Source organism: Algoriphagus aquaeductus, from assembly GCF_003253485.1.
Taxonomy (GTDB): Bacteria; Bacteroidota; Bacteroidia; order Cytophagales; family Cyclobacteriaceae; genus Algoriphagus; species Algoriphagus aquaeductus.
Genome location: NZ_QKTX01000008.1, coordinates 1 through 17,508, shown reverse-complemented (window position 1 = coordinate 17,508; position 17,508 = coordinate 1). Strand labels below are relative to the sequence as shown.

Here is a 17,508-nt window from a genome sequence, read left to right as displayed (position 1 = left end):
TAGAAAAAGGAATAAGACCTTCGGTATTCAAAATTCGGTGTTCAGTATTCGATATTAATGATGAATGCCGAACATTGAATGATGAATGTCGAATCCCGGTTCATCAAAAAAACTTCTCACATTCAAATTTTGCAATCCCAAAATACATGAAATACACCTCAATCCTAGGCACAGCAGCTATCCTTTCGATGGCTTTTGCCTGCAACCAAAAACCAACCCAAGAACCTATTAAAGAAGAAATCAACCTTATGATCAAAGCAGAACAAGTGGCCGAACACAAGGGCCGGCCGGTGTTCCATTATGTCCTCGACAACGGCACCATGCAAGTCGAACTCTCCAACTATGGTGGCTTGGTGCATAAAATCATTGCTCCGGACAAAAACGGCAACAAAGAGAATATCACCCTCACCTTTGATACTGTGGAGGAATACCTAACCAAACCTAATCCTTTTTTCGGGGCTACAGCCGGTCGTGTGGCCAACAGAATTGCCAATGCCGAATTCTCGTTGGATGGAACAAAATATACCTTGGCCAAAACCAATGGAGACAACCACCTGCATGGTGGGGTAGAAGGCTTCAACAAAAAAGTCTGGACTCCTGAAACCTATTCCAATGATTCGGTAGTCGGGGTGAAAATGACTTACCTCAGCGTGGATGGGGAAGAAGGCTATCCTGGAAATCTGGAAACAACTCTTTGGATGGAATTGACTGCCGACAATACGCTTCGAATCCGATTTGAATCTACCACAGACAAGAAAACTATCCTCAACCTGACCAATCATACTTACTTCAACCTAGGAGGAATGAAGCGGGATGCCCAGGATCATGAGTTTCAGTTTTGGGCGGATGCCTACACGCCGGTGGATGAGGAATTGATCCCAACAGGTGAGGTAAAAGACGTGACTGGAACTCCATTTGACTTCCGTACACCAAAGATCCTCGGCGATCAGATCACTGCCAATGGCGCTGGGTTTGATCATAACATGGTGATGAAGCGGGAAAAATCAGCGGATATGAAGCACTTCGTCCGCGTTCGCCATGCCGAAAGCGGCCGGGTGATGGACATGTATTCGGACAACATGGGGGTGCAGTTTTACACTGGAAACTTCCTATCCAATTTTGCCGGGGCCGATGGCAAAACCTACGAAAAGCATTGGGGCTTTTGTTTGGAATCCCAAAACTGGCCCGATGCCATCAATCATGACAATTTCCCCAGCCCGATCCTAAATCCGGGAGAAAAGTACACCCACAACATCGAGTATCGATTCTCGGTGGAGAAGTAAAAAAAGAACAGAAACCCTCCAAGGGACTTAAAGCCCTTGGAGGGTTTGGGCTACCACCCTCTGCACCTCCTCAAATTCCTGATACCCACAAATCACCGCTTCAAAATCTTCCAGCTTTCCCAGAAGCTTTAGCGCCAAAGGATTTCCAAAATGGATCAGTATGCACCGCTTATTTTTTGCTAGTTCTTGGAGTTCACTCAGTATGGCTTGATCCATTCCAAACTGATTCAAGGGCTTGTGGCTTGGGACAAACACGGCCAAAATCACTTTTTCTGCCTGTTCGATTGGGGCAACAGGTAAATCTAGCTGCTGGGAAAAAAGACTTGGACTTTGGGTGAAAAATTCCTGGTAACCCAGCTTTCCGGCTTTTGCCATAGCCTGGAGTTCTTCAGGATTGATCTCTCCAGAGATCACCGAAACGTAGTTTTCTGCCAAGTCTTTCTGGAGTTGGGAATGGCTTTCCCAATTGAAGGCAGGAACTTCAATAGACTTGCTTTCCATCACACCCAAGCGCTTTTTCAGGTTCATTACTTTTCCAAAAACCGCATTCACTTCCTCATCTGAAGCGTTTTTGGCGATTTTTTCAATTCCTTCTTTCACATGATCCGAAAAGCACAGGATGTCATTTCCGGCATGGAAAGCCTGCCATTCGAGTTCGCCTGGTTCGGGATAGAGGTTTGCCACTGCTTTCATATTTAGGGCATCGGAGATCACGAGTCCTTTGAAACCCATTTCGCCCTTAAGCAAATCAGTAATCAGTTCCCGGCTGATGCTTGCCGGAATGTCTTTTCCTCCGGTCAGGGCAGGCACAGCCAAGTGCCCGACCATGATGAGTTCCACCCCCCGGTCGATGCCGAATTGAAAGGGGAAGAGTTCCTCGGCTTCAAGTTCTGCCTTGGTTTTATACAGAATCGGCAAGCCTAAATGCGAGTCTGTCGCCGTGTTCCCATGCCCGGGGAAATGCTTCAGGCAGGCGTCGATTCCAGCTTTTTTCATTCCTGAATAGGCAGCAAAAGCCAATTTGGCGACTTTTCCAGCCTGATCTCCGAAGGAGCGATAACCGATTACCGGGTTGTTGGGATTTGTATTGACATCGGCGCAAGGGGCAAGATTAAGGTGGATGCCGGAGCGCTTCATGTCCAAGCCCATGCGATAGCAGACCTCTTCCACCCATTTTTCCGCATCGTTTTTTAGAGCACCAAGGGTAATGGCAAAAGGGTATTGGGGAGTTTTCTCAACACGCATCGCTAAGCCGTATTCTCCGTCGATGCTGATCAGCAAAGGGATTTTGGAAATGGCTTGATAGCGATTGATGAGTCCAATGAGCTTTTCAAAAGTGCCCGAAACGTCCAAGACTTCCGCCCGCTTTTCAAAGTTCGCAGCAGCAGAATGGCGGCTGTGGAAAAAAGTCAGCCCACCGATTTCCTGCTCTCTGATTAGTTTTTCAATGGCTTGGTAATTTTCCTCCGTATCGTGAATAAACGCCGCAGGAGAGAAGCATTGGGCGATTTTTTGGGATTTTAGCATTTGAAGATTGAAAGATTAGAAAATTGGGTTTAGTGTCAGACCGAGCGGAGTCGAGGTCTTGTTTGTGAATGTTGTAATGGGCTGGAGTTAAAGTGGTGAATAGTCCTCATCTTATTTTATCCTTTCATAAATCACAAAATGTAATCGTACTTTGAAAAGGCTTCGACTCCGCTCAGCCTGACAAACATTGTTACCTCGTAAATCTTAATTCGTAGATCGTAAATAACTTTAGCTTTCTGCCTTTTTCCCAAACTCCCTAGGATACTTCACCGAATACGCCATCACAAATCCCGGAATCGTGGCGATCACCACCCACAAAAAGAATCCCGGATAGCCCAGCCACTGCTGCATGTATCCGCTCAGCATCCCGGGAAGCATCATACCCATAGCCATAAATCCTGTTGCCAAGGCATAATGGGCGGTTTTGAAAATTCCTTCGGCCAAGAAAATCAGGAAAACCATAAAGGCAGCAAAGCCAAATCCATAGCCCAACTGCTCGATAAATACGACCGTAGTGGCGAAAACGACGCTTTCTGGCTGGAGCCAAGAAAGGAAAATGTATCCGATATTCGGCGCATTGATGGCAAAAGCCATGGGCATCATCCACTTACCCAAACCGTCACGCGAGATCAAAATCCCTCCCAAAATTCCTCCTGCCAATAAGGCAATGACACCCAAGGTGCCATAAATAAAACCCACCTCTGTAGTACTCAAGCCCAATCCTCCTGCCTCTCTGGAATCCAGGAAAAACGGAGAAGCCATCTTGACCAATTGGGATTCGCCCAATCGATAAAGCAGGACAAAGCCTAAGGAAAGTCCGATATTTTTTTTGGTGAAAAAGGAAGAAAATACCTTTCCAAAGCTCGGTTGGTCTTCTTTGGCCACGCGTGCCTCGATGACTTTTGGTGTGGAAAGGTAATTCACGCCTGTCAAGGTCAGCATCAAGGCTCCCACACCGATCATGGTCCAAGACCAAGCTTGGGCTGGATCGCTGAACTTTTGCTCCAAATTTCCGGCAATGACCACGATCAAACCCTGCCCCGTAATCATCCCTACACGGTAAAATGTGCTTCGCATTCCTACAAAAAAGCTCTGCTGATCGGGCTTCAGAGCGATCAAATACAAACCGTCCGAAGCGATGTCATTGGTGGCTGAGGCAAAGGCCCCCATCCAGAAGAAAGCCAAGGTAATCGTAAAAAACTGATCCGCTCCCGTCGTCAATCCCACGCCCAAAAAGACCAGGGAAAGAATCAGCTGCATGCTGAGAAACCACTGTTTCTTATTTCCAAAAAGCTCCAAAATCGGGCTCCAGATCGGTTTGATGACCCAAGGTAGATACAAGAAGGACGTATACAACCCGATATCTGCATTGGAGATGCCGAGGTTTTTGTACATGATCACCGATACCGTGATGATGACCACATAAGGGAGTGACTCAGTGAGGTAAAGCGTAGGCACCCAAATCCATGGGTTTTTGGAAGGGTTTTGGGTCATGATTTTCGGAGTAAATGCTGGTAAATACTGACTTCGGAGCCTTCTATGATTTTCGCACCCACCGCTTTTTCATAAAATTCTGCCGGGCCTACTCCTCCGATGATGGCGTAAGCGTAGCCCATTTCCCGAAGGGATTCGAGGGATTTGATCAAGAGAACTTTGCCAATTCCTTTTCCCCGTTCGGATTCTTTGGTGCCAGTGGGGCCGAAAAAATTGCGAGCCGTGCATTCGTAGCAGGCAAAGCCCAAGAGCTCATTTCCTCTTTGGGCGATCCAACAGGAAACCGGCTGTCTCGAAAAAGCTACCTCAACTTCTGATTTCCAATAGGCACCAAACTGCTCCATCACCCATTCACTGACGAGGTGTTTTTCAGGAGCGATAGCCCTTCGAAACACGATTTTCTCCTTTTCCAACAGTCTCTTTTCCAATTCGGAGGCGTCGGGGAGTTCCATCAGGCGAACGAGCATGTCTTTCATGGGCGGGTGGATTTTGGGGTTTGGAAGACCTGAGTTTGTACGATTCGACCATAATGATCAATCCAGCGGATCGCCAAATACTCGGTATTCAAACTCGGTACTTCTAAATATCGGACTCTCGATCCACCTACCCAAGCCGTATGAATAATCGCCTCGTGAAGGGTGTTCAGGTCATTTCCTCCCTGTACCATGGCATACCGAATGGCGGGATCTAGCGGCTTTTCGAGGTTGATCTGCGTTTTTTCGGTGGTGGTTTTTACATCAAATACCACCGGAATATCGATAATCGTTGGCGTCTTTGGTTCAAAGGAAGGAGGAAGAGTGGGTCTGTCATACACCTCGTTTTTCAACCGCTGGGCGATGTCCTGATTTTTGATGTAAATGGATTTGGCAGAGAAAAAAGCATTGCCTTGGATTTGTGGCAAAGTCCTGGCATAGTTGACTTGGGTGTTGAGCTCGGCTGGATTTTTCCAAGCCTCATCGGAGTCTTCCCGGATTTTATAAGGCCCGTTTCCGATGTAAATGTTGGTTCCGTAGCTGTTATTCGACCACCAGTCTGCCAGTTTGCGGTGGGAAGCCAGTCGATGCTCCATGCTCCAATACAATTGTGGAATCAGGTAGTCGATCCATTTATTTTTCATCCAAAGCAAGACATCCGCGTAGAGGTCATCGTAATTGGTCTGACCGGCCTGAGTGGGTGATCCCTTGGGGTCTTTGCTTTGATTTCTCCAAACTCCAAACGGTGAGATTCCAAACTGCACCCAAGGCTTTTGCGCCTTGATGGTCTGGCTTAGTGCCAAAATCAAATCGTTCACATTCTGCCTTCTCCAGTCGTCCCGAGACTGTCCTGGTTTTTTGTATTTGTCATAGGAAGCTTTATCGGGAAAATCCAGCTTAGGCTCTTTGTAAGGATAGAAATAGTCGTCAAAGTGAATTGCATCGATGTCATAATTGGTGACTACTTCTTTGATGATGGCCAATAAGTGATTTTTTACCTCAGGCAATCCCGGGTCATAGTACCACTTGGTGCCATATTTTAGCATCCAGTTTCGATGTTTGAAAAAGTCGTGTTCAGGACTTAAATCGCTCGTTTCGAGGTTCATGGTAGCTCGATAGGGATTAAGCCAAGCGTGAAATTCCAGTCCTCGGTCGTGCGCTTCTTTGATCATCCAGGTCAGGGGATTTTCTTGAGTGGCAGGAGCTTTTCCTTGCTTTCCTGTCAGGTATTTGGACCAAGGCGCGTAGTTGCTGGGGTAAAAGGCATCGCCCGCGGTGCGGATTTGCACGATGACGGCGTTGAAGTTGAGGTTTTTGTAGTAATCCAGCAGCTTGATGTATTCTCGCTTCTGAACTTCCCATGGGGAATCTGGGGATACTGGCCAGTCGATATTGGCGACGGTGGCAATCCACACTCCGCGGAATTCCCGAGGTATATCTGGCATTCGATAGGCCAAAGGTTTTAGAGCGACTGCGGGTAGCGGTTTGGCAGGAAGGGTTTCGCTGGTTTTAGGAGGAATTGTTGAGGTGGGAGTGCTGGGTCTTGTAGGAGGGGTTGCAACTGGCTTTTTGGACTTACAAGACGCAACCAAAAGAATGCTGATCAGGAAAAGGTAAAAGAGTCTTTGGGAGGAGTGCATGGGGTAATTTTTATCATGAAATTAGGTGATAAGGCTTTGATTTAGTGGTCTGTGTGGGCACAGCCCACGGCGAGGAAGACCCAGATCACAGCGATGAGTTAGAGTTTGGGCACTGGTTTAAGATTAAGGTCAGTCAATTTTTTTCTGAGTTGGTTCATGAATTTGTCTCCGGGATCGGTTTTGACGGTTCGGTAGTTGGGGTCGGTTTCTTTCCAAAGGTCGGTGGTTTGGAAATTTTGATATTCATGATGTCCGATTACATAGTCTATGGGATACTTTTTTTTAAGATGCCGGATTAATAGTTCATTAGCTTCAAGTTGTGCTTTGGTCAGGGGCATTTCATCGCTACCGATATTTTCAATTCCGATAGCTAGGTAATTCAAGCCAATAACGTGCCGCGCAAATGTGGTATCAGGCAAAAGCCTGAAAATTGTCCCATCCCGATCGATCAAAAATTGGCTGGATACATTCAGATTGCTTGCTCCAGTCAAATCTGCCCGTCCACCAAGGGTCGGAGGATTAAATACATCAAAAGTCACTTCGATGTTATCGATAGCTGTCCAGTGAACGACCACCATTTTGGGTTCGATGGTAGCGATGGCTTTTTCCAGACCGTGTCGGTCTTTCAGGTATTGGATGGAGAGTTTTTCCCGTTCTGCATTCCAGGTAATGGGCTTGTCGATGATGCGAAAGGTAGCTTTTGGGCTGCAGGAAAACAGGCTAGCTCCCAATAAAAGGGCTAGGATACTCAGAGAACTTCTACTCATTTTCTTCCAGTTTGGGCTTTGGGCAAATTCAAGACTAAACTAGGCAGAAAAAGGGAAAATGAGGCTTTAATACGGGTTAGTAATTCTCTAAGTTTTCTAAATCATCAAGATCCTTTGACCTCTTAGAAGCAAGTTTTGCATCAATTAAGTCGTTTTTGTGTAGGGTTCTTACCTTTAGTCCCCCATCATCATAGATTTTGGATTGGTTAAAAGCTTGGTCAAAATCCAACCCTTTCACCTCAGTCATGATGTCAATTGCTACAGGGGATTTTCCATAAGAAAAAACATTCCACTCAGGATGATGTAAAAAATTCCACTCGGTCATATCGAAAACGGGCATTCCAAATTGATAGAAAGCCTTTTCTAGCCTGCTGTAGTTTTCCTTTGTTTTTCTTACCCAGATATCCATGTCTCCTGTAGTCCGGGAGTACCCATGAATTATGACAGAAAATCCGCCAACCAAAATGTAATCTACGCCCTGCTCGTTAAGGGCATTTAGAAAATCCCTGAAATCATCTTGAAAGATATTCCCCACTACTTTCTGGTTTTTATCTGAAAAAATGTCTTGTCCATTCGAGGCGGATTATCCAAATCGTATCCATAGGCAATGCTATTCAAATATTGATGAATCCGAAGTCGCTCTTGCCAAGTTGTGTTTTGATAGACTTTCCCATAATTAACCTGTTCTGAGGCATTTCTGGCTTCGAAAGCAGTTCGGTCAAGTCGGAATTTTTTCGGGGAATCGCTCATGTTTTGAAGTTAGAAAATTCGTGCTAAAGAAATCCAAATTCTGAAATCCGAAATCTGAAATCAAAACTTCACTCCAAACCGTTCACCCAATTGAGTCAAGTCCTTCACCACAGGATCAAGCAAAGGAATTCCATCTATTCTTCTTATAGCTTCCAATTCCCGCTCAGGATCTCCGGGAATTAAAACTTTTTCGTTTCCGGGGGTAGGTTCTGCCGAGCAGAATCGACGAATCCAATTATCCATGTGGGATTTGAATTCATCGGCTGGTCGGAAAGCATCTACACGCATGGCTCCGAAAAAGTGGCCGATTCCTTCTCCCACTAGGTTGGGAAGAGGATCAAGGAATGCCACAAACGGAGGTACCCAAGGTCCGTAATTTGCTCCGGAAAGTACCGCTGAGAAAATGTCCACGATTGCCCCTAATGCATAGCCTTTGTGCGAACCGTGCTCCCTGTCTCCACCAAGAGGTAGCAAAGCACCGCCGTCTTTTACCCCGTTTGCTGAAGTGGTAGGATTTCCATCTCGATCCTGAACCCAGCCTGTTGGGGTATCCAAACCTTTGCGCTGGAGAATTTCCAGTTTCCCGTTTGCCGCAGTCGTCGTAGCCATGTCCGCGACAAAAGCAGGCTCTTCTTTGGCGGGAATCGCAACAGAAATCGGATTCGTACCTAGCAATCGCTCCTTAGAGAAAGTAGGAGAGACCAAAGGACTTGCATTGGTCAAGGAAATTCCGATCATATCATGCTCCAAGGCCATCATGGCATGGTAGCCTGCAATGCCGTAGTGGTTGGAGTTTTTCACCGAAACCCAGCCTGTTCCCACATTTTTTGCTTTTTCAATGGCCACTTTCATCGCAAATGGTGCCACGACCAGACCTAAGCCACTGTCTCCGTCGACCACAGCCGTGGAGGGTGTTTCGTAGGTTACCCGGACGTTAGGTGTTGCGTTGATTCTTCCTTTTTCCCACAATCTCACATAGCCGCTCAGCCTAGCTACCCCGTGACTGTCCACTCCGCGCAGATCTGCTGAGAGCAGGACTTCCGTCGCGATTTTGGCATCGGACTCCGTACAGCCAATTTTGGTCAGCATCTCGAAAGTGAAACGGTACAGGTGATCGTAGGAGAAATTTTGCATTTGAGGGTATTTTTAGTGGCCCAAAGATAAGGTGTGAAGCCACAGATGCACAGATGATTTTTAAATGGAGGGTTAAAAATCTCCTATAGGATTTTCGATTCTTTAAGTATGTTGACTTTTTAAGAATCCAATTCTGTCTAAGTGATTGACGACGCTGATGTTTTAGTAAAAAATTGAATTATCAATTGTTTTATGTGATAAAACTTTGGAGCGACCAGCAGCCTTAGAAGAAAACTACTTTGGATTCTTTTTTTAAAACCACAGTAGAAACATAGAAAACATAGAAGGATATACATAGCCTAAAGCCTAAAAATCAACATCGGTACAATTACAACTTTTTAGTGACTTGCCGCCTTTGTGGCTAAATTAAAAAATCAAACCGCCACTTTGCCGGCGAGCAATCGGGAAACGGCTCCTTCTTTCAGAGAATAGTGCGAGCAAACGATGGCCTCTACGGGTACGTAACGCAGGATGAATTCGATCAGGCAGCTAGCCACGACGATCATGTCCACCCGCATGGCGATCATACCGGGGATTTTCAGGCGTTCTTCCCGGTTTTTGGTTTTGAGCATCTGAAAAATCCGCTCAAATTCAGAAGTCGGCAATTCAAAAACATGCTGACCGGTGAGTTTGCACTGCAGCATGGATTCGTAGTAGATATCGGTCAAGGTATCAAAGGTACCTGATGCCCCAACTAATCCACTTGGCTTGTATTTTTCAATTGCCTCCAATAAAGGCTGAAGCTTGCTGAAGCAATGCGATTCCAGTTTTTCCACCTCTTCCGGTAAAATCGGATCATGGTAATGAAAGGCATCCAACAGCCGCTGCCCACCGATTTCAAAGCTTTGTTTCCAAAAAACTTCCTGTGAGGTTCCGATGATAAATTCTACCGAACCCCCACCGATATCCATCATTAGGTTAATGTGACCGTTGAGTGAGCCCGAGAGATTGATGCCTTCATAGATCAATTGGGCTTCCTCTTCGCCTGAGATCACATGGATTTCAATGCCGATGTCTTCCTTTACCTTTTGAACAAATTCAGCTCCATTGTCCGCATTTCGGACAGCGGAGGTCGCAAAAGCAAAAACCTGATCGATGCCTTCGCCATCTATCAGGTTTTTGAAATGTTTGAGTGTATGAAAAGCCCTTTTCTGGGCATCTTGGGCAAGTTGATTTTGGCTGATACCTCCCTGACCGAGTTTGACCGGGATCTTTTCTTTGTAAAGTGTTCTAAAACCGACACCGTTCAATTCCACCAATAACAAATGGAATGTATTGGTCCCCATGTCGATCACCGCGGCCTTTCTGGTACTCATAATTCTGCCAAAATTTTTGGATGGGCGAATATAGAAAGTTTTTGAAAAGTACAAGGTTGAAAGGAGTAATCGCGTGAAAAAGAATAAGATTACAGGTAAATCGAATTTTTGCGCTTCAATTTCCATTCTTCTAATTTTTCAATCTTCCAATCCACTCAAGGGACTATATTTGGTGGCAGAACGAAAATCCCGAATATGACTGACCCAAAAAATCCACTTTATACCCTTCCCAGCAATGCGGAGAAAATCGAACTTTTGGCCAAGAAAAATGCTGAAGCTGAACTTGGAGGAGGGAAATCCCGAATAGAAGCCCAACATAAAAAAGGAAAACTAACCGCCCGCGAGCGAATCGATTTGCTTCTTGACGAAGGTACATTTGAGGAAATCGACAAGTTTGTGATGCATCGCGCCAAGGATTTTGGTTTGGATAAGGAGCATTACCTCGGCGATGGCGTAATCACAGGTTATGGTGAAATCAACGGTCGATTGACCTATGTTTTTTCGCAGGATTTCACTGTTTTTGGAGGTTCGCTTTCTGAAACTCACGCGGAAAAAATCTGTAAAATCATGGATTTGGCCATGAAAAATGGGGCTCCGGTGATCGGTTTGAATGACTCAGGCGGTGCTCGAATCCAAGAAGGCGTCAATTCACTAGGAGGCTATGCGGATATTTTTTACAGAAATACCTTGGCTTCCGGCGTCATTCCTCAGATATCCGCCATCATGGGACCTTGTGCGGGTGGCGCTGTGTATTCACCTGCGATTACGGATTTTATTCTGATGGTGGAAAATACCTCCTACATGTTTGTGACCGGTCCGAATGTGGTGAAAACAGTGACTCAGGAAACAGTCACCGCCGAAGAACTCGGAGGTGCCTCGACCCACAGCACTAAGTCAGGGGTGACGCATTTTGCCTGCGCCAATGAAGTGGAGGCGATACGCCACATCAAGAGATTGCTGAGTTACATTCCTCAAAACTGCGAGGATCAGGCTCCGGTTTATCCGTATGAGTTAAAAAAAGATGAATCCAGAAAATCCTTGGACTCGATCATTCCAGAAAACCCAAATCACCCTTATGATATGCGGGATGTGGTGCGTGGTATAGTTGATGAGGAGTCTTTTCTGGAAGTTCATGAAAACTATGCGGATAATATTGTGGTGGGTTTTGCCCGTATTGCAGGGCGCAGCATAGGCATTGTAGGCAATCAACCTCAATCTATGGCAGGTGTATTGGATAATCATGCTTCGGTGAAGGCTGCCCGATTTGTCCGTTTTTGCGATAGCTTCAATGTGCCTTTGCTTGTCTTGGTAGATGTGCCGGGCTTTCTGCCCGGAACAGACCAAGAGTGGAATGGCATCATCACCAATGGAGCGAAATTGCTCTATGCATTTTCTGAGGCTACCGTTCCAAGAATTACCGTGATCACCCGAAAAGCGTATGGCGGTGCCTACGATGTAATGAACTCCAAGCACATTGGGGCGGATATGAATTATGCCTGGCCGACTGCTGAGATTGCGGTGATGGGAGCAAAAGGCGCTGCGGAGATCATTTTCAAAAAAGAAATTGCCGAAGCCGAAAATCCGGAAGCCAAACTTCAGGAGAAGGTGGATGAATACACCGCCAAGTTTGCCAACCCCTATCGAGCGGCCCATCGCGGCTTCATTGATGAAGTCATTGTCCCTTCTGACACCCGAATCAAACTGATCAAAGCCTTCAAAATGCTGGAAAACAAGGTGGACAAACTGCCGAGAAAAAAGCACGGGAATATTCCGCTTTGAAAAATTCTCAATTTCCAATCACCAAAATTCAATTTTCAATGGAGTCTAATTCCTTTTTACACAAGTATCTCAACAATGCCTCCCCAACCGGCTTTGAGGCTTCAGGGCAGCAGATATGGCTGGATTACATCAAGCCTTTTGTGGACACCTATTTTACTGACAATTATGGAACAGCCGTTGGGGTGATCAATCCCGGGGCAGAATACAAAGTGGTCATCGAAGCACATGCGGACGAGATCAGTTGGTTTGTCAATTACATCAAAGATGACGGCTATATCTATGTTCGAAGAAATGGTGGTTCGGATCACATGATCGCACCTTCTATGCGGGTGAACATTCACACAGACAAAGGCATTATCCCCGGTGTTTTTGGCTGGCCGGCCATCCATGTGCGGAAGGAAGGAAAAGAAGATGCACCGACTTTGGATAATATCTTCATTGATGTCGGGGCTCGGTCCAAAGCCGAAGTGGAGGAAATGGGAATCCATGTGGGTTGCGTGATCACCTTCCAAGATGAACTGATCGAACTGAACGGTAAATTCTGGTCAGGCAGAGCCCTGGACAACCGTATCGGTGGCTATATGATCGCTCAAGTGGCGAGAAAGATCAAAGAATCAGGTAAACAATTGCCTTTTGGCCTCTATATCGTCAATGCCGTTCAGGAAGAAATCGGCCTTCGCGGTGCGGAGATGATTGCCCATCGCATCAAACCCAATGTGGCCATCATCACTGATGTGTGTCATGACACCACTGCACCTCTATATAATAAGGTGACGAGCGGAGACCAGACGGCCGGAAAAGGGCCGGTGTTAACCTATGGTGCTTCGGTGCATAAGAAGTTGTTGGATTTGATCATAGCCGCTGCGCGGAAAAATGAGATTCCTTTCCAGCGGGCAGCAGCTTCCAGAAGTACCGGTACAGATACCGATGCATTTGCCTATTCTAATGAGGGAGTGCCTTCAGCTTTGATTTCACTTCCGTTGAAATACATGCACACGACCGTGGAGACGGCAAGCAAAGCAGATATCGAGCAGGTGATCGATCTGATGTATGCCTTCTTGGTGGACTTCGATCCAAGCTTTGATTTTAGATATATCAGTTAATCCTGTTTTGGTTATCAGTTATTGGTTAAAGCATAGTTTAGCTTTTCCCAATAACTGATACCAATTAACTTTTTCAATCATGTACTTCACCGATCAACTCCACAGAAACCTATTTCTTTCCAAACCACCCGAGCGGATTATTTCCTTGGTGCCCTCGCAGACTGAGCTTTTGGTGGATTTGGGTTTGGAGGAAAGGATTGTCGGTGTGACCAAATTTTGCATCCATCCAAAACATCTTAGAGAAAGTAAAACGATTGTCGGAGGCACAAAGAATTACCGATTTGAGGTGATTGATTCGCTAAAACCTGACTTGATCATCGGTAATAAAGAGGAAAATGATCGGGAGGGGATCGAACAGTTGGCTGAAAAGTATCCCTTCTGGATGAGTGATATTTTTTCATTGGAGGATAATTATGAGATGATTCGGCAAGTTGGAATGCTTACTCAAAGAGAAAATCAGTCTCAGGAAATCATTCATAAGATTAAATCTTCCTTTGAGCAACCAATTCCCAAAAAGGGAAGCTGTGTCTATCTGATTTGGAATGAACCCATTATGGTTGCGGGTGAGAACACGTTTATTAATGTGATGTTGGAAAAAGCAGGATTTGAAAACATGATCGATAAGCCAAGATATCCGGTATTGGAAAAGGAAGATTTGAAAAGACTCAATCCGGACTTTTTGCTTTTGAGTTCAGAACCATTTCCGTTTAAAGAAAAGCACCTGGATTTTTTTCGCGCCCTTTTGCCCAATTCTCAGATCAAATTGGTGGATGGAGAGCTTTTTTCATGGTATGGAAGTCGTTTGGTCCATTCTGCGGACTATTTCCGAAGATTATAGACAAAGAGGGAAAAGGGAATCGATTTCCATTTGTAAAAATTACAGTTACCTCTCGGGACTTTTTTAAAAAATTCAATTAACTTTTCGCCTCTAACATTAAACCTGTTTGCTAACATGAAGAATAACCGAAGAGGCTTCCTCAAAAAGTTGGGGTTAACTACGGGAGCGGCTGCTTTGGCACCTGCTCTGATGGCCGAGGCAAAAACCGGTCAAGTAGAATACCTCAACCGACTTGTAGAGGACGCTGCCGACAAACCTATAAGGCTTGCACTTATCGGAGCGGGAATCATGGGTACCGAAGATACCAATACTGCTTTGCAGCACGCCAATGTCTCTCTTGTAGCCGTTTGTGATCTCTATGATGGCCGGCTTGAATCAGCCAAAAAGAAGTGGGGTGATCACCTGTTCCTCACCAAAGACCACAAAGAAATTCTCAAAAGAGCCGATGTGGATGCGGTAATTATCGGGACGCCGGATTCTTGGCACAAGCAGATCTCCATCGATGCACTCAATGCCGGAAAGCATGTGTATTGCGAAAAACCGATGGTTCATTCTGTAAAGGAAGGTCAGGAAGTGATCGATGCCTGGAAAAAATCAGGAAAAGTCATGGTGGTCGGCTCGCAGGGTATTTCTTCATTGGGAAATGAGAAGGCCAAAGAATTATTGGCAGCCGGAGTAATCGGCGATATTGTTTACGCCGAAGGTTTTTGGGCTAGAATGTCGCCAGAAGGTGCTTGGCAATACAACGTGCCTGCTGACGGAAATGAAAAAACAGTGGACTGGAAGCGATACATTTCCAATACCACTCAGCGGAATTGGGATCCACTGCGGTTTTTCCGCTGGAGAAATTACCTGGACTATGGTACCGGTATGTCAGGAGATTTGTTCGTTCATCTTTTCACCAGTTTGCATTTTATCACCAATTCCAAAGGCCCAAGCAAAATTGCTTCTTTGGGCGGATTGAGATATTGGAAAGACGGTCGGGAAGTTCCTGATGTGCTTTTGGGAAGTTTTGATTATCCTGATACGCCCGAGCATCCGGGTTTCAATCTTTCTCTCAGATGCAATTTTGTGGATGGAACTTCCGGAACAACTTACCTTAGAATCGTCGGAACCAAAGGCTCCATGGACGTGAAATGGGAAGAAGTGGTGGTCAAATTGAACAGCAACGCAGAAAGTGATGATCCTTTTATGCAAGAACAAGCTAAATTAAGGGCGGCATCCGGAGAAGAAGAGCGGGCTAAAATCCTTCCACCCCGTGAAATGTCTTATAAAGCAGAGCGTTCTTGGAAGGGAGCACATTATGACCATTTTGGAAATTGGTTTAGAGCCATTCGCACCGGTGGTACTGTAGCGGAGGATCCTGTTTTTGGATTCCGTGCAGCCGCACCTGCTTTGCTTTGCAACGACAGCTACTTCCAGGATAAGTTTATCAAGTGGGATCCTGTAAACATGAAATTAATATAAATACTATGAAGGAAAAGTATCTCGTATGGATTGCGCTATTGGGAATAGGTTTTTCCTGTGGGCCCAAAGCGACCGAAGAAACTGCCGAGGCAGTGGTAGAAGAAGTGGTTGTTCCCGATAATTCCTTGACAGAGGAAGAAAAAGCTGAAGGATGGATGCTCTTGTTTGACGGAACATCGATGGATGGCTGGAGAGCTTTCAACGGGGATTCTACTCCTTCCAATTGGATCATTGAAGATGGTGCCATGAAAGGATTAGGAGCTACAGGTGGAGAGGACTTTGGTGGGGATATCGTCTTTGGTCCGATGGAGTTTGAAGAGTTTGAAATGGAATTTACCTGGAAAATCTCTCCTGGCGGGAATTCAGGAGTTTTCTATCATGTAGTGGAAGGTCCAAAATACAAGGCTCCTTACTACACAGGTCCGGAATATCAGGTAATCGATCAATTGGGCTTTGCTCAGCCATTGGAAAAATGGCAATCACTCGCAGGCGATTATGCGATGTATGAACCGGATTATGAAGGAGTGGTCAAGCCAGCAGGAGAATGGAACACCTCCAAAATTATCTTTTCCCTTGAAGGAGCGAGCTATTGGCTCAATGGAAAAAAGACGGTAGAGTTTGTTCCCTATTCAGAAGATTGGACAGCGAGAAGAAACTCAGGAAAGTGGAATGACTTCCCGGATTATAAAATTGCCAAAAAAGGCCTCATTGCATTACAAGACCATGGCGATCCTGTTTGGTTCAAAAACATTAAAATTAGACCCTTATGAAAAAAATCATCCTCCTTGCATTGATGCTTGTCGTAGCACAAGTGTCGTTTGCTCAAAAGAAAGTAAAGTTGTTTAATGGAAAAGACCTTACGGGCTGGAAGATCTACGGCACCGAAAAGTGGTATGTCCAGGATGGTCTTTTAGTATCTGAAAGCGGTCCTGATAAAGGGTATGGCTATTTGGGCACTGAAGAAAACTTTGATGATTTCGAAATCACGCTTGAATTTAAGCAAGAAGCCAATGGAAACAGTGGCGTTTTCATTCGTTCTACTGTAGATGGAACCAAAGTTTCAGGTTGGCAGGTGGAGGTAGCGCCTCCGGGCAGTGATACAGGTGGTATTTATGAGTCTTATGGACGAGGTTGGTTGATCAAGCCGGATCCAGAAAAGGACAAAACATTAAAGTTTGGAGAGTGGAACAAAATGAAAATCGTTGTAAAGGGGGATAATGTCACTTCCTATGTCAACGGAGTAGAGATGGTTAATTTTTCAGATGAAAAAATAGGCCAAGGAAAAGGTGGAGTACTCCTTCAGATTCATGATGGTGGAGGGATCAAGGTTTATTGGCGAAATATTGTTTTGAAAAAGTTGTAAAATCCAAAATTTAGAAGCTTTAGAGCCCTGCTAATTTCTTTGGCAGGGCTTTTTTATTTGGCGAAAAATTTCCTTTTCAATTTCAGCCACTTAGGAAAAAGTTGAGGAAATTCTCGAATAAGGTATTGCCAGCTGATAAAATCCTCAGATATTTGCACTCCCAAACGATGCGAACGGCACGTGGGTAAGATTGAAAATGTGGAGTAGAAGAGAATTAGGAAAGGATTAGAATCTGATTCTGGAATTCTTGGAGGGAAAAAGAAAAAAATATTTTCAGATTTCTCTTGCGGGGTGAAAAGATCTTCTTACTTTTGCAACCCTGTTCGGAAGGAACGGGAAATAAAAACAGGAAAACGGATAGGAAGTTATCCAAATCCACCAGCTCCAAAAATGTTTGGAGACAAGTTCTTTGAAGTGATGTAAGGCGAAAAAGAAATAACCTGAGTAGAGGGGTTTTACCGGTATACTTTACCGGTAGGACGACTTATAAAATAGAAACTTTACAATGGAGAGTTTGATCCTGGCTCAGGATGAACGCTAGCGGCAGGCCTAATACATGCAAGTCGAGCGGCAA

16 protein-coding genes and 1 rRNA gene are annotated in these 17,508 nt (G+C 45.3%); 8 read left to right on the top strand and 9 right to left on the bottom strand.

Going from position 1 to position 17,508, the window contains the following annotated elements; translation table 11 throughout:
* The first annotated feature begins 146 nt into the window (after positions 1–146).
* Positions 147–1,283 carry an aldose epimerase family protein gene (locus CLV31_RS11795; RefSeq protein WP_245943387.1) on the top strand — a complete coding sequence of 379 codons (1,137 nt, stop codon included), beginning with the start codon at positions 147–149 and terminating at the stop codon, positions 1,281–1,283.
* A gap of 27 nt (positions 1,284–1,310) precedes the next feature.
* Here the strand turns inward: CLV31_RS11795 and CLV31_RS11790 are convergent, their stop codons facing one another.
* From CLV31_RS11790 to CLV31_RS11750, 9 genes are all read right to left on the bottom strand, one after another.
* Positions 1,311–2,810: a glycoside hydrolase family 3 protein gene (locus CLV31_RS11790; RefSeq protein WP_111393102.1), complete on the bottom strand. Its 1,500-nt coding sequence runs from the start codon at positions 2,808–2,810 to the stop codon at positions 1,311–1,313.
* A 228-nt stretch (positions 2,811–3,038) separates the two neighbouring features.
* Complete coding sequence (locus CLV31_RS11785; protein WP_111393101.1) at positions 3,039–4,304, bottom strand: MFS transporter; 1,266 nt, start codon at positions 4,302–4,304, stop codon at positions 3,039–3,041.
* Positions 4,301–4,780 carry a GNAT family N-acetyltransferase gene (locus CLV31_RS11780; RefSeq protein WP_111393100.1) on the bottom strand — a complete coding sequence of 160 codons (480 nt, stop codon included), beginning with the start codon at positions 4,778–4,780 and terminating at the stop codon, positions 4,301–4,303. The genes CLV31_RS11785 and CLV31_RS11780 overlap by 4 nt, the downstream gene beginning before the upstream one ends.
* Positions 4,777–6,417, bottom strand: coding sequence for a glycoside hydrolase family 10 protein (locus CLV31_RS11775; protein WP_181452621.1), 1,641 nt, complete (start codon positions 6,415–6,417; stop codon positions 4,777–4,779). The genes CLV31_RS11780 and CLV31_RS11775 overlap by 4 nt, the downstream gene beginning before the upstream one ends.
* Positions 6,418–6,515: 98 nt before the next feature.
* Entirely contained in the window at positions 6,516–7,184 is a 669-nt protein-coding gene (locus CLV31_RS11770) for an N-acetylmuramoyl-L-alanine amidase (protein ID WP_111393099.1), read from the bottom strand.
* A gap of 76 nt (positions 7,185–7,260) precedes the next feature.
* Positions 7,261–7,719, bottom strand: coding sequence for a nucleotidyltransferase (locus CLV31_RS11765; RefSeq protein WP_111393098.1), 459 nt, complete (start codon positions 7,717–7,719; stop codon positions 7,261–7,263).
* Positions 7,719–7,934, bottom strand: coding sequence for a hypothetical protein (locus CLV31_RS11760; protein ID WP_111393097.1), 216 nt, complete (start codon positions 7,932–7,934; stop codon positions 7,719–7,721). Before CLV31_RS11760 ends, CLV31_RS11765 begins: the two co-directional genes overlap by 1 nt.
* Positions 7,935–7,994: 60 nt before the next feature.
* Complete coding sequence (locus tag CLV31_RS11755) at positions 7,995–9,068, bottom strand: Ldh family oxidoreductase (RefSeq protein WP_111393096.1); 1,074 nt, start codon at positions 9,066–9,068, stop codon at positions 7,995–7,997.
* Positions 9,069–9,442: 374 nt separating this feature from the next.
* Entirely contained in the window at positions 9,443–10,384 is a 942-nt protein-coding gene (locus CLV31_RS11750) for a Ppx/GppA phosphatase family protein (protein ID WP_111393275.1), read from the bottom strand.
* Positions 10,385–10,579: 195 nt separating this feature from the next.
* On the opposite strand from CLV31_RS11750, the gene CLV31_RS11745 reads away from it, so the two are divergent.
* From CLV31_RS11745 to CLV31_RS11715, 7 genes are all read left to right on the top strand, one after another.
* A complete protein-coding gene (locus CLV31_RS11745) occupies positions 10,580–12,163 on the top strand; it encodes an acyl-CoA carboxylase subunit beta (RefSeq protein WP_111393095.1) in 1,584 nt (527 codons plus the stop codon).
* Positions 12,164–12,201: 38 nt separating this feature from the next.
* The gene (locus tag CLV31_RS11740; protein ID WP_111393274.1) at positions 12,202–13,266 is read left to right on the top strand and encodes a M42 family metallopeptidase; all 1,065 of its coding nucleotides are present in this window, start codon (positions 12,202–12,204) and stop codon (positions 13,264–13,266) included.
* 79 nt (positions 13,267–13,345) lie between these two features.
* A complete protein-coding gene (locus CLV31_RS11735; RefSeq protein WP_111393094.1) occupies positions 13,346–14,104 on the top strand; it encodes an ABC transporter substrate-binding protein in 759 nt (252 codons plus the stop codon).
* Between the two features lie 114 nt (positions 14,105–14,218).
* On the top strand, positions 14,219–15,571 hold the full coding sequence (locus CLV31_RS11730) for a Gfo/Idh/MocA family protein (protein ID WP_111393093.1): 1,353 nt from the start codon (positions 14,219–14,221) through the stop codon (positions 15,569–15,571).
* A 5-nt stretch (positions 15,572–15,576) separates the two neighbouring features.
* Positions 15,577–16,341 (top strand): 3-keto-disaccharide hydrolase, encoded by a 765-nt coding sequence (locus tag CLV31_RS11725; protein WP_111393092.1) that lies wholly within the window; start codon positions 15,577–15,579, stop codon positions 16,339–16,341.
* Positions 16,338–16,934, top strand: a complete 597-nt coding sequence (locus CLV31_RS11720) for a 3-keto-disaccharide hydrolase (protein ID WP_111393091.1) — start codon at positions 16,338–16,340, stop codon at positions 16,932–16,934. Before CLV31_RS11725 ends, CLV31_RS11720 begins: the two co-directional genes overlap by 4 nt.
* 502 nt (positions 16,935–17,436) lie before the next feature.
* Positions 17,437–17,508: ribosomal RNA gene (locus CLV31_RS11715) — 16S ribosomal RNA — on the top strand; the annotation flags it as partial.

Bases quoted from the DNA above. Each gene is read 5' to 3' on its own strand.
- CLV31_RS11725 (WP_111393092.1), top strand. From the start codon at position 15,577: ATGAAGGAAAAGTATCTCGTATGGATTGCGCTATTGGGAATAGGTTTT.
- CLV31_RS11750 (WP_111393275.1), bottom strand. From the start codon at position 10,384: ATGAGTACCAGAAAGGCCGCGGTGATCGACATGGGGACCAATACATTC.
- CLV31_RS11740 (WP_111393274.1), top strand. From the start codon at position 12,202: ATGGAGTCTAATTCCTTTTTACACAAGTATCTCAACAATGCCTCCCCA.
- CLV31_RS11785 (WP_111393101.1), bottom strand. From the start codon at position 4,304: ATGACCCAAAACCCTTCCAAAAACCCATGGATTTGGGTGCCTACGCTT.
- CLV31_RS11745 (WP_111393095.1), top strand. From the start codon at position 10,580: ATGACTGACCCAAAAAATCCACTTTATACCCTTCCCAGCAATGCGGAG.
- CLV31_RS11760 (WP_111393097.1), bottom strand. From the start codon at position 7,934: ATGAGCGATTCCCCGAAAAAATTCCGACTTGACCGAACTGCTTTCGAA.
- CLV31_RS11735 (WP_111393094.1), top strand. From the start codon at position 13,346: ATGTACTTCACCGATCAACTCCACAGAAACCTATTTCTTTCCAAACCA.
- CLV31_RS11775 (WP_181452621.1), bottom strand. From the start codon at position 6,417: ATGCACTCCTCCCAAAGACTCTTTTACCTTTTCCTGATCAGCATTCTT.
- CLV31_RS11730 (WP_111393093.1), top strand. From the start codon at position 14,219: ATGAAGAATAACCGAAGAGGCTTCCTCAAAAAGTTGGGGTTAACTACG.
- CLV31_RS11755 (WP_111393096.1), bottom strand. From the start codon at position 9,068: ATGCAAAATTTCTCCTACGATCACCTGTACCGTTTCACTTTCGAGATG.
- CLV31_RS11720 (WP_111393091.1), top strand. From the start codon at position 16,338: ATGAAAAAAATCATCCTCCTTGCATTGATGCTTGTCGTAGCACAAGTG.
- CLV31_RS11770 (WP_111393099.1), bottom strand. From the start codon at position 7,184: ATGAGTAGAAGTTCTCTGAGTATCCTAGCCCTTTTATTGGGAGCTAGC.
- CLV31_RS11780 (WP_111393100.1), bottom strand. From the start codon at position 4,780: ATGAAAGACATGCTCGTTCGCCTGATGGAACTCCCCGACGCCTCCGAA.
- CLV31_RS11795 (WP_245943387.1), top strand. From the start codon at position 147: ATGAAATACACCTCAATCCTAGGCACAGCAGCTATCCTTTCGATGGCT.
- CLV31_RS11790 (WP_111393102.1), bottom strand. From the start codon at position 2,810: ATGCTAAAATCCCAAAAAATCGCCCAATGCTTCTCTCCTGCGGCGTTT.